12 protein-coding genes, 1 tRNA gene and 1 pseudogene are annotated in these 12,052 nt (G+C 41.6%); 8 read left to right on the top strand and 6 right to left on the bottom strand.

Annotation, left to right across the window (positions count from 1 at the left end; translation table 11 throughout):
• The 3 genes from WC615_RS19690 to WC615_RS19680 form a co-directional block, all read left to right on the top strand.
• The coding region (locus WC615_RS19690; protein ID WP_372979774.1) for an L-rhamnose mutarotase at positions 1 to 325 on the top strand (325 nt) is incomplete at its 5' end.
• A 13-nt stretch (positions 326 to 338) separates the two neighbouring features.
• Entirely contained in the window at positions 339 to 1,640 is a 1,302-nt protein-coding gene (locus tag WC615_RS19685) for an alpha-L-fucosidase (protein WP_372979773.1), read from the top strand.
• A gap of 2 nt (positions 1,641 to 1,642) precedes the next feature.
• Positions 1,643 to 2,098 carry a DUF1569 domain-containing protein gene (locus tag WC615_RS19680; protein ID WP_372979772.1) on the top strand — a complete coding sequence of 152 codons (456 nt, stop codon included), beginning with the start codon at positions 1,643 to 1,645 and terminating at the stop codon, positions 2,096 to 2,098.
• Here WC615_RS19680 and WC615_RS19675 read toward each other — a convergent pair.
• Positions 2,095 to 2,613: a DinB family protein gene (locus WC615_RS19675; RefSeq protein ID WP_372979771.1), complete on the bottom strand. Its 519-nt coding sequence runs from the start codon at positions 2,611 to 2,613 to the stop codon at positions 2,095 to 2,097. The two genes, WC615_RS19680 and WC615_RS19675, sit on opposite strands and share 4 nt — an antisense overlap.
• Positions 2,614 to 3,042: 429 nt before the next feature.
• Here WC615_RS19675 and WC615_RS19670 point away from each other — a divergent pair, with 429 nt between their 5' ends.
• Both WC615_RS19670 and WC615_RS19665 read left to right on the top strand, forming a co-directional pair.
• Entirely contained in the window at positions 3,043 to 4,182 is a 1,140-nt protein-coding gene (locus tag WC615_RS19670) for an acyl-CoA dehydrogenase family protein (RefSeq protein WP_372979775.1), read from the top strand.
• Positions 4,183 to 4,400: 218 nt separating this feature from the next.
• A complete protein-coding gene (locus WC615_RS19665; RefSeq protein ID WP_372979770.1) occupies positions 4,401 to 6,065 on the top strand; it encodes a serine hydrolase in 1,665 nt (554 codons plus the stop codon).
• Positions 6,066 to 6,102: 37 nt separating this feature from the next.
• Here the strand turns inward: WC615_RS19665 and WC615_RS19660 are convergent, their stop codons facing one another.
• Positions 6,103 to 7,290 (bottom strand): hypothetical protein, encoded by a 1,188-nt coding sequence (locus tag WC615_RS19660; protein ID WP_372979769.1) that lies wholly within the window; start codon positions 7,288 to 7,290, stop codon positions 6,103 to 6,105.
• 81 nt (positions 7,291 to 7,371) lie between these two features.
• Here WC615_RS19660 and WC615_RS19655 point away from each other — a divergent pair, with 81 nt between their 5' ends.
• The gene (locus WC615_RS19655) at positions 7,372 to 8,640 is read left to right on the top strand and encodes a hypothetical protein (RefSeq protein ID WP_372979768.1); all 1,269 of its coding nucleotides are present in this window, start codon (positions 7,372 to 7,374) and stop codon (positions 8,638 to 8,640) included.
• Positions 8,641 to 8,848: 208 nt separating this feature from the next.
• Here the strand turns inward: WC615_RS19655 and WC615_RS19650 are convergent, their stop codons facing one another.
• Positions 8,849 to 9,100 carry a hypothetical protein gene (locus WC615_RS19650; protein ID WP_372979767.1) on the bottom strand — a complete coding sequence of 84 codons (252 nt, stop codon included), beginning with the start codon at positions 9,098 to 9,100 and terminating at the stop codon, positions 8,849 to 8,851.
• 110 nt (positions 9,101 to 9,210) lie between these two features.
• Between WC615_RS19650 and WC615_RS19645 the strand changes: the two genes are divergently transcribed.
• Positions 9,211 to 9,912 (top strand): hypothetical protein, encoded by a 702-nt coding sequence (locus tag WC615_RS19645; protein WP_372979766.1) that lies wholly within the window; start codon positions 9,211 to 9,213, stop codon positions 9,910 to 9,912.
• A 4-nt stretch (positions 9,913 to 9,916) separates the two neighbouring features.
• On the opposite strand, the gene WC615_RS19640 is transcribed toward WC615_RS19645, so the two are convergent.
• The 3 genes from WC615_RS19640 to WC615_RS19630 form a co-directional block, all read right to left on the bottom strand.
• The gene (locus WC615_RS19640; protein WP_372979765.1) at positions 9,917 to 10,801 is read right to left on the bottom strand and encodes a hypothetical protein; all 885 of its coding nucleotides are present in this window, start codon (positions 10,799 to 10,801) and stop codon (positions 9,917 to 9,919) included.
• Between the two features lie 111 nt (positions 10,802 to 10,912).
• Positions 10,913 to 10,985 (bottom strand) — tRNA-Gly (locus WC615_RS19635).
• 320 nt (positions 10,986 to 11,305) lie between these two features.
• Positions 11,306 to 11,644, bottom strand: coding sequence for a hypothetical protein (locus WC615_RS19630; RefSeq protein ID WP_372979764.1), 339 nt, complete (start codon positions 11,642 to 11,644; stop codon positions 11,306 to 11,308).
• A 233-nt stretch (positions 11,645 to 11,877) separates the two neighbouring features.
• Between WC615_RS19630 and WC615_RS19625 the strand changes: the two are divergent.
• A pseudogene (locus tag WC615_RS19625) lies at positions 11,878 to 12,052 on the top strand (30S ribosomal protein S12); the annotation flags it as partial.

Below are 12,052 nucleotides of genomic sequence, written 5' to 3'. Positions count from 1 at the left end.
AAAATACTGCCTCACCCTCGACCTGAAAGACGATGCCGACCTGATTGCCCAATACGAAGAGCAGCACAAAGCCATCTGGCCCGAAATAAGGGATAGCATTACTAAAGCAGGTATCACCAATATGGAGATTTATCGATTAGGTACCCGCTTGTTTATGATCATAGAGGCCGATGAAAGTTTCAATTTTTCAAAAAAAGCCGCTATGGATGCAGGTAACGCCAAAGTACAGCAATGGGAAAACCTGATGTGGAAATATCAGCAGCCTATAAAAGGTGCGCTTGCCGGCGAGAAATGGGTTCTGATGGATAAAATATTCCAACTATAAATATACTACCAATATGAGAAGGAAACTATTACTGCTTTGTTTATTATTTGCTGTTATTGCAGGCCGCTCAAACGCGCAGGGGCCATACGTGCCTACTGCCGACAACCTGGCCGCCCGGCAAAAATTCCAGGATATGAAATTTGGGCTGTTCATCCACTGGGGTATCTATAGCATTTTGGGCGATGGCGAATGGGTGATGCATAATAAGAAGATCCCTTATGATAGTTATAAACGCCTGGCAGGTTTTTTTAACCCGCAGGAATTTAATGCTAAAGAATGGGTGGCCTTCGCCAAAAAGGCGGGTATGAAATATATCACCATTACATCGCGCCACCATGATGGTTTTAGCATGTTTGGTACTAAAATGTCGCCGTATAACATTGTGGATGCCACGCCGTATCGTAAAGACCCGTTGATGGAACTGGCTAAAGAATGCGAAAAAGAAGGTATAGAACTACATTTTTACTATTCGTTGCTTGACTGGGGCAGGCCCGATTATGCTTTTGGTAGCGATATAGTAGATGGCAAACCCGTTAAAGGCGATTGGGACAGCTATATTAAATTCATGAAAGACCAGCTAACCGAACTGATCACTAAATATCCGGGTGTAAAAGGTATTTGGTTTGATGGCGACTGGGAGCGCACAAAAGTTAACTGGCATTACGATGAAATTTATGGGTTAATCCATAAACTTAACCCTGCCATACTGGTAGGCAATAACCACCACGTAGCGCCAAAGGATGGCGAGGATTTCCAGATGTTTGAAAAAGACCTGCCGGGCGGCAACACCACCGGCTTCGCGCCCGACCAAACTGTTGGTAAACTGCCATTGGAAACCTGCGAAACCATCAACAACAGCTGGGGCTTTAACATTAACGACAGGAGCTTTAAATCATCTAAACAAATTATACATTACCTGGTAAATGATGCCGGGCGCAATGCAAACTTCCTGCTAAACATAGGCCCAATGCCGAATGGTAAGATCCAGTCGGAATTTACTGATACGCTGGCTATTGTTGGCGCCTGGGTGCAAAAGAACGGCGAAAGTATTTACGGTACCCGCGGCAGCTATGTACCACCGCAGCCATGGGGTGTTATCACTACTAAAGCAAAAACCATGTATGTGCATATTACCACCCCGCAGGGCGAAGGGTATATTTTTATCCCGAAGGTAAAAGAGAAGGTAAGCAAGGCGGTATTGCTGAGTAATGGCAACATAGTTAAATTTAAGCAGCAGCAAGAAGGGGTGTTTATTTATACCTATGGCCTTACGTTAGACCCAGTAGATACTATTGTGAAACTATCTGTTAATTAATAATGAACCAACTGGCATACCCGGTTAACAGGGACGCATTGCATCAATTACTCTTAAAATTGCAGCCGGATGCTATACCTGTTTGGGGTAAAATGACAGCACAGCAGATGGTTGAGCACATGATTGAGCAGGTAAGGTATAGCTACGAAAAATTCACCTTTGTTTTTGATGTGCCCGAAGAGCAGGCAAAGCAAGCCAAACAGAAGTGGATCTATACCAACGCGCAAATACCACCAAACCTAATTTTAGGGCCATTGCCCGCTGCATATGAATATCCCGATCTGCATGCCGCGATAGAGCAACTGATGCTGGAACTGGAAGATTTTGACCGCTATTTTGAGCAAGCCGGTACCGTTGTAAACCACGGGGCGTATGGCCCTATGGATTACAACGAGTGGCTTATATGGCATGGCAAACATTTGGAGCATCATTTAAGGCAGTTTGGGCTTATTAATTAGGCAACGGCTTCTTCGGGGGTAAAACTTTGCTCATCGGCACTAGGGCCATAGCTGCCCGGGATAGGGATATTAAGCAATCGCAAATAAACGCCCAGTTGCGCACGGTGATGAATGATCTGTGAAAGCGCCATCCTAAGGACTTCCAATCGGGTTCTTTTACTAATAATAGTATCCCCGCTGCGTAAGGTCCAAATTTCATTTAATCTGCTTTCGTTCTCGGCAATCAGCTGGCTGCGGCCGTCAATTAATGATGCTTCAAAAACCTCCATTAAAGCTGCGGTATCGTTTACATTTTTCTGCGCCCAGGCGTTGTTTTCAAAATCAAGTTCGTCTGTGGTCAGCGCCATGGTAACCCAGGTTGGGATTTCGGCAATGTGTGTAGCCAGGTTGCGCAACACCATGCTTTTTTCGTGCGGCTTGTAATCGTATTGGTCATCGGGGATGCGTGATAACATGTTGCGGGTAGTTAAAGCTTCTTCGTTTAACTGTTTCAGGAAAAAATCGATAAATGACATAACGTTGTTGTTTTTGGTTTATGATTCAAAGAAACAACCAGGGTATGACAGCCCTATGTCAGCAGGAGAAAAATAGTTGAAAAAATATATTGTTTGTAATTTACTCACCCCGCGACACTTCGTGCGCGACCCTCTCTGCTTCGCAAAGAGGGTTAATAAAAGCCCCTCTTTGCGAAGCAGAGAAGGGGGTATAGGGTGAGTAAACTATCATCATAAAAAATAATTGAAAAAATATTATTTGCTATGCATGCATAATAAATTTATCTTGCAGTGTTTAAAGCTAATATTTGTACCGTATACCGTTTTGGTGTTGATTTGAGCCGCTTTTGGGGTTTCTTAAGTACATAAATTAATCATTAGTTTTACCGGCAACCAATTATAAATCTACTTTTTAAAATGGATCATTTACTAACCGATGCCCCTGTGGGTATGGACTTTTCAATAAGCGATAACCAAAAAATGATAGGCCAGATGGCCAAAGATTTTGCCGAAAAACATATCCGCCCAAACGTAATGACCTGGGATGAGGAGCAGCATTTCCCATTAGAGTTGTTTAAGCAATTAGGCGAACAAGGTATGATGGGCGTATTGGTACCTGAAGAGTACGGCGGCTCGGGTTTTGGCTATGCCGAATATGTAACTACCATTGTAGAGATTGCTAAGGTTTGCGGGTCGATTGGCCTGTCGGTTGCTGCGCACAACTCATTATGTACCGGTCATATTTTGGCATTTGCCAATGAAGAACAAAAACACCGCTGGTTACCCAAACTGGCTACTGCCGAATGGCTTGGTGCCTGGGGATTAACTGAAGCTAACACCGGCAGCGACGCGATGCGTATGGCAACAACCGCTGTATTGGATGGCGACCACTATATTGTAAATGGTTCAAAAAACTGGATAACACACGGTAAAAGCGGTGATGTTGCTGTAGTTATGGTACGCACCGGCGAAAAAGGCGATAGCAAAGGTATCTCTGCCTTAGTGATTGAGCGGGGCACACCGGGCTTTAGCTCAGGTAAAAAAGAGAATAAGCTGGGTATGCGTGCATCAGAAACCACCGAAATGATATTTGATAATTGCCGCGTACCTAAAGAGAACTTATTAGGTGCCGAAGGCGAGGGCTTTAAACAAGCTATGAAAGTGTTGGATGGTGGCCGTATCTCTATCGCGGCGTTATCATTAGGTATCGCTAAAGGCGCTTTTGAGGCTGCCGTTGCTTACTCTAAAGAACGCCACCAATTTGGCCAGCCGATAAGCAACTTTCAGGGGATTGCATTTAAACTAGCCGATATGGCTACCGAAATAGAAGCTGCCGAACTATTAATTATGCAGGCTGCAGATTTGAAGAACCGCCATTTGCCGGTTACCAAGCAATCGGCTATGGCCAAGTACTATGCATCTGAAGTAGCAGTGCGCTGCGCTAATGAAGCGGTACAGATCTTCGGCGGATATGGGTATACCAAAGATTTCCCGGTAGAGAAGTTTTACCGCGATGCCAAGCTTTGCACCATAGGCGAAGGGACTTCCGAGATACAGAAAATTGTTATCAGCCGGGAAGTGCTAAAATAAAGAAACTATACTGATCAATTATACACCTAAGTACAGCCTGCAGCTAACCACTGCAGGCTTTTTTATTTTTAGTAAATTCAAAATATCTGCATAGTATTGATGCCTGATATGGTTTATTTTCATAATATAGTTTTGTTTAATATTATTATTTAAAATATAATTCTGTTTTTGTGAGTAATTCAATATGTTTGAAATGTTAAATCGTCACAGCCGTAAAAATGAAACGAATTGCCTTTTTACTTTCGTTACTCTTCCCATGTATCGAATTATATGCACAAAAAAACAAGCAGCAAATACTACAACAGGTACTGGCAGATGCCAATCTGCCGGGCATTCAATTGGTGTATACAACCAATAGTAAAACAACGGCTTATAATGCCGGTGTTGGTAAAGAGGGCTTGACAAAAAAGATAAACTCAAACACCATATTCAGGGCTGGTTCATTAGGTAAATGTGTATTTGCTTATGCAGTTTTGCGCCTTTATGACAGGGGCGTACTCTCGTTAGATGCGCCATTGCTGCGCTATATAAGTGCATACAAAAGGTTCGACGCTAAAGACCCGCGATATAGTATGATAACCGCGCGAATGGTTTTAAGTCATGCCTCTGGCCTGGCGGAGTTTCAGGAATTTGATGCTGGTGAGCCTGTAAAGCTGCTGTTTGCACCCGGCAGTTCCTTCTCATATTCGGGCGAGGGCTACTGGTTTTTGCAAAATGTGGTAGAAAAGCTAACCAACAAACCGCTTGAGCAGGTGATGCAGGAAGAAGTATTTAAGCCATTGCAGATGCAAAGCAGTACCTATGTGCAAAACCAGGGCATGGATATCAGTGTAATTGGCCCGGAGAATAAAGACCTTGCCGCGATGATGCCTAACGCGGCATTCACACTGCTTACCAACGCGCACGATTATAATCTGTTTCTACAGGCCATATTAAGGGGCAAAGGATTAAAACCAGCTACGCAAAAGCTGATGTTTAGTAAACAAAGCAATGCGCAATGGTTTGGCCGCCCTACCGACAAAGCAGATGATTATGTCAATTGGGGACTTGGGCTTGGCTTGCAGCAAAACCAAAAAGGCAACATGCTGTGGCACTGGGGCAGCACCGGCGATTTTTACTCGTTTTTTATAGCTAACCCTGTTACTAAAAAAAGCATGGTTTTCTTTACGCGTGGCACATCAGCCTTAAAAATTACCGACCAACTGGTTGATATTTTTATGGGCAAGCAAACAACCTGGGCAATGCGCTGGCTGGGATTAGGGTATGACCATCCCGAAACCATGCCGCGGCTTTATAATGCTTTACGCCAACAAGGCTTTAATAATGTGCCGGTGGTGTTTAATAACCTTAAAAGCAAAGGGTATCAATTCTCTGAAAGGGATATTAATGCTTATGGATATGTGCTAATGAAAAAGATGCGATATAAGCAGGCTTTTGCCATATTTAAGCAGCAGATAATCATGTACCCGCAAAGCGCTAACGCTTACGATAGTTTTGCCGAAGCCAGCGAAAATTTAGGCGATAAGCAATTGGCTATTAACAGCTATAAACGCTCGTTGGAATTAGATACCGCAAATGTAGCCGCCGCTTATCATATCAAAGGGTTAGAGAATCCCGCTTTTACTGCGGATAAGCTTAAATCTTTTACCGGTAAGTTTACCAATGTAGATAAAGCCGACATATTTCTAAAGTTGGAAGCCAAGGGGAATAGGATCATTCTCACCCAATCATGGGATGGTAACAAACTGGAGTTTTTCAGGATAGGCGACCTGGAGTTTTATAATACCGATACCCGGTTTAAACTAAGGTTTGAAAAAGACGGGGCCGGTAATATCAGTAAAGCTTTTGTGGCAACAAACGCTGCCTGGATAAAAGAAAAATAAAGCAGGCGTGTTGAATGGCCGCCTGCTTTATCATGATCTATTTCTGCAAAATAGTGATGCCGTTCAGATCCATCAGGCGGGCAACAATACCCCAGCCGTAAAAATAATTAGATACGCCTATTACCAGTTGGTTATCGCCGGCTTTTAGGGGGATATCAAATGTGGAATTGGCAATATCCAGCCTGCCATCAGGGTATTTGCGGATAGGTTGGGGGTATTGGTTTTTATCTACATAAAGCAAGCCTCCGTTAATAAATACATATACCTCGTCGCTAAAGCCAAGCTGTATTTTGGCCACCTGCTCTTTTGTTGATTTAATAGTGGTTTTAAGCCATACGTAGCGGTTTTTGTTTTGAACGCCTCCGCCCCGGTTTTCCATTCCGCCAAATTTGCGGGTAAGATTGATCAGGCCGTGGCGTTCGGCAAGTATGGGCTGCCATTGGGTGGTGTCTTTAGGCTGGTCGTCAACAATAAGTTCGCGGCCTTTTTCTAAAAATTGCGAAGCTGATACATCCCATCGACGGATGTAATTGATATCGTGATCGGTAAGGTCGGGGCCTTCGGTTGGCGATAACCATTCTGTATCGTTTGGTTTAATAACCAGGTTAGCAAAATAGGCCTGCCCATCAAACGCGATGGCACCTGTGGTTGTGCCGGCTTCCAGCCTTGGTACAGACAGGGTTGCTTTGGCCATATCATTTACATAGACGCGCATTTGCAAGCCTGATATAACCAATTTGATGTGGTTCCAGTCGGTATTACGGATAGGTGCCGGTGCCTGGAAGTGGCCCATAATGTCCCAAAGATTTACGCCATGTATAATGGGGGCGTATTGTATAGCATCGTTACGTTGCTCTGTTTCGTCGGGTTTGCAGCGCAAGTAAACCAGCTCGCTTTCGTTTGGGTTTTGGTACCTGAAGTAAACGCTTAAAAATGCTCCGCGGCTAACATCAACCGGTTGGGTATCAAACTCGATGGTGCCATTGGTAAAAGTAAGGCCTTTAATAACTACCTGTTTGTTGCCGGACAGAATCTTCATAGCTTTTACACCTTTATAGGTTGTAAACTCGGCCTTTTGCATAGTAGTATCAAACCGGGAAGCTTCAAAAGGAATAATAATTGGCTTTGCGGGTTTTGTTTGGGCGTAAATTAAGGCGGGGCTTAGTAACGCCAGCAACAACAGGGTTAACTGTTTAAGTTTTTGGTAGTAATATTTATTTTTCATCTTTATGTTTGTTTTCGATAAAGGTGTAGCGATACCCTTAAAAAGCCATATTCAAGTACATTCAAATCCATTCACAACCGCATGACCATTCAGGAGAAAGACATTTACCTTAGCCAATGGCGCAAACTGGCCGAGGATAAACTGGATTGGGGTAACAGCGCTGAATGGACAGACAGCGACTTTGAAAAACTCGCCGGGATTGTTTTTGATAAAACCGGTACCATGTTTAGCGTTACCACGCTGAAAAGGGTATGGGGGAGGGTAAGGTATGATAGTTCGCCTAATGCTGTTACTTTAGATGCCCTGGCCAAATTTGTTGATTTTGATAACTGGCGCACATTTAAGAATAGCCTGCATAAACCGCAACAAACGGAGGAGGTTGCTAAGCCTCAGCATAAAAAGCATTTTGCGCTGATAGGGAAACTGGTCCTTGTTGCGATAGCAGCAGGCATAGTGATAGCATGGGCATATAAACCGGATAAGCAGGTTGTAAAAGTAGCAACTAACGCCCCCGTTAAATTCGAGGGTAGGAAAGTAACCGATAACCTGCCAAACTCAGTAGTATTTAATTATGATGCATCGGGCCTGGGTGTTGATAGTATTACGCTGCAGCAATCATGGGATGCATCCCGGAACGAAAAGATATCAGCGAAGCTAAAAGAGCATACCTCCATTTATTATTATCCCGGATATTTTAACGCCAAATTAATTGCGAACGGGAAGGTCTTAAAAGAGAGCCCGGTATTCATCAAAACAAAAGGATGGATAGGGATAATAGAAAAGCAGCCAACCCCAACTTATTTAAATGCTGCCGATATACATTTACCGGGTGCCTTGGGTGTTAACAGCATAACACTTGCGCAAAAAATCGGATCGACAGTGTTTAACGACCAGTTGGTGAGCTTTAGCAACGTGCGGGAGTTTAAAGGATTGAACGGCGGCGATTTTACGCTGGAAACCACCTTACGTAACACCTCTAAACCCGATGAATCATCGTGCCGCAGGGTAATTATATATATATTGGGTAAGCAAAACACCATAATTATTCCACTGGCAGATAAGGGGTGTATCTCGGCCTTAAGCATGTACACATCATCCGAATGGATAAATGGTAAAAACAGGGACCTCAGCGCGTTTGGGTGTGATTTTAATACTTTTCAGCAGTTTAAATGCACCGTAAAGAATATGAAACTGGAGGTTAGCCTAAATGGCAAGCAAATATTTACCACGCCTATTACCCAAACCATAGGGGATATTGTAGGGCTGTCTATTGGCTTTGAAGGGGCGGGTGAGATAAGGAGCGTAAAGCTGGGCAATAGTACCCAAACACTACTTAACAATAACTTTTAAATTTTCTACCAAACAAAAAAGCAGGCTTGGCCTTGCGCTATACCTGCTTTCATAAATTTTTAATTAACTAATAACCGACAGTTGATTAATCTGTTAGTTAGTACAAATATAATAAATTATCTTTTTAATTTAATTATTATCCTATAAATCAAATGCGATAGTTTATTCAAAATTACAGTAGATAAACAATTGGCTGATAGTTAGCGCTTTATTGGGTAACCTTTACGGGTATTGGCGTTACGTAATAAAAAGCCCCTCTGTCAACACTTTTAATGTTTACATCCATCGTTTCGTTCGTCTTATTAATATTAACGTTGATACTGCCATCAGGGTTGGCTGGCAGTGTAACATATTTTTTGGTATCAGCCATGGCGGGGGTAATGCTGCTTTTAAACAGGTTTACGGTTAAGGCAACTGCAATAACGGTTAGGATAATTTTGGTGTACAGGTCTGTTTTCATGTGTTTATTGATTTGTGGTTTGAAGATACTGGTTTAGACTAAATTCTGCTTGTTCATTTTTATAAAATGTATTAGTATTTGCCTATTTTCGGGACGATTTGAATATCTGTATGAAGAAACAACTACTAATTATATTATTAGGATTAGCTGCAATAGGCTGCAAAAAGGAATCGAAAAAGCCAGAAGAAAAGTTGGCAAACCTGCAGGGTAGCTACCACTCATCAACCATTGCAGATTTTGGTGCTCCCGTTATGTACACACAGGCAGGTATAATAACCGATCCCTCAATTATTAATAACTATTTAAGCCGCAAAAAAATAACAGAACTTTTTACGCCTGTCACCCAAACGGTACAGGCCGATCTGTTGAATATCAATATAGATGCAGCCTCAAAAGTAACAGGCCGGGTATATATTAAGGGGTTTATTAATGCCTATAAGGATATTAATGGATTTATTGCCGAACAATCATCATCTGAGCTATTGATAAAGGGTAATAAACCTGATACTATCCCTTCGACGTATAATCCTGTTGGAGGGGGGATAGGTAAAACACAGCCAATAACTAGCGTTATGCTTTATCCCGCGCCATTTGGTGGCTTTACAATAAGCCTGCCTCAATTAAGGCTGGCAATAAAAGGGGGGGAGCTATATTTGTCAGAACTGGCATATTATTATCATTACCAAAACGGAACTTCATATGTTTATGGCAATTCATACACCTACGACCTTTTAAACCCCGATCTTACCAAAGAATTGTTTTCAAAAGATACCATTGTGGTACAGCAAAGGCTGGTAAAGCTTATTAAATAGTAGTTTAATAGCTAAAGTCGTATTTGTAAATAAGGGTGAAAAGAATGGTATCTGTATCCCAGGAGTGGTATACTTTGGTAGTGGTTAAACTTTCCAGTTTTTTGTTGGTTATCTTATATTCAAATTTGTGTTCATCGTAAACTTTGCCATTCAAATCGGTGTTAAAGTACATCTTCATAGACTTTGGCATTTTTTTGATTAAGGAAAGAACCATTGGATTCAAATCCCCGTAATCAAAAGAGCGAATAACCTCGGGGTTAAAACCAACTTCTTCTGTCCATCCTTCAAATACCCAGGTATTGCCGCCGGGGTAATCACCTTTTTCCTGCCAGGTAAGCTTGGTCAATTCGTTATTACTATTGTATTCATAATCGTAATAATAGCGTTTCTCCCGATCATTGTATATTCCTAATACATTTACAAGTTCAATACGGGTGATTCTGCCACCGCTATCATAGCTAAAATTGTACTGATCTTTTATTTGATTGTAAGGTACAAAGGTGCCATCGGCTATTTGATGATATTGTAAAGGGATTACCTGTATAGTAGTTAGACGGCCTGCCGCGTTGTAAACATATTTTTTTGTTGAGGTTTTATCAGCTGTTTTGGTTGTTGCTGCGATTATACGCCCGTTTGCATATTCGTAAGTAATAATCTCGTTTTGATTGCTACTAAATGTGGGGTTGAGGTGCTTAACAGATACAAGGTTTTGGTTGCCATCATATGTAAATGTAAATAATGAGTTTTCATCGCCTGATGGCAATACCGACTGCCTGATTAAACTTACGTTTGGAATAGTATTGGTAGCCGGCTTATCTTTTTTACAGCCTGTTACAGCAAATAATATAATTGTAAAAGCAATAAAAAAACGCGGGTATAATAGTTTCATATATAAGGTTATGCAGGGGTGAAAATAATAATTTTATACTGATTGGGAGATTAGGCGGCGTACAAAAAAACGCAAAACAAAAAATCCCTCCGGTTTATGGGAGGGATTTTGAGCGAAAGACGAGATTCGAACTCGCGACCCCGACCTTGGCAAGGTCGTGCTCTACCAACTGAGCTACTTTCGCGTTGGGGTGGCAAAAGTATAATTTTAGTTTAATTAGCAAAAAAATATTTTTAAATAGTTGATTTTAGATTTAACAATTTTTAAAAGTTGTACCAAAAACCGTCCTGAAAACGCCTTAAAACGTCCTTAAACGGCCCCGGTAACTCAAAAGTGTTCACGTTCACTACCGTGAACACCTGTGAACGTTAATAAATGGTTGATAATCAGTTATTTTAAAATCCAGCTACTGACAAAATATCGCCACCATTTTATTTCATATAATTACTTATACAGAAACCAAGATCATATCAAAAGCGGGATCGGCTAAGACAGTAGTGCTTTTTAAAGTTTATAATCGTATATAGAAAGATAAATCATTAAAGGCATAATAGTAAATATGCTCATTACGAAGTAGAAGTCGCGGGCTTCTTTATTTAGTGCTACGTTTAAAAGCATTACAATTGTTGCCCCTATACTAACTGCAAAAGTTAGTAAATACCAATACATCACACCCTCATCCCAGGCTAATCTTTCTCCCGCATTTATATGATCAATTGCGGCTTTATACCTTAATTGCGTACTTAAGCTGCACCACCAGAATAATAAATAGAACAAATACGCTATTATAGTTGCTTTATAACTTTTATAAAAAGCGAAAGTTCTTGATACTAATGCCTGCATACGCGTTAATACAACTATTATAAAAAAGGTAACCTATCGCGTGGTTTTAGATTCTTCGCTATCGCTCAGAATGACAGGATGGTAGGCGAAAGGGTATCACCTGAACACACTCTCTCCACCTAATCAATCCTTTACAAAAAACTTTTTCTTGCAAGCCCTTGAAAATCAAAAAATAGTACCTACCTTTGCAGTCCTTAAAATAAGGATAAAACTGTAAATACAAATAAGCAAAAATGCCTACTATTCAGCAATTAGTTAGAAAAGGTAGAGTAGCTATGGTCGACAAGAGTAAGTCACCAGCGTTGGACAGCTGTCCACAGCGAAGAGGCGTGTGCACCCGTGTGTACACCACTACCCCTAAAAAACCAAACTCAGCAATGCGTAAAGTTGCACGTGTGCGCCTTACAA

The sequence above is a fragment of the Mucilaginibacter sp. genome (assembly GCF_041663085.1).
Lineage (GTDB): Bacteria > Bacteroidota > Bacteroidia > Sphingobacteriales > Sphingobacteriaceae > Mucilaginibacter.
Note: the sequence above shows the minus strand (reverse complement) of the source record. Positions and strands in the feature narration are given on the sequence as shown.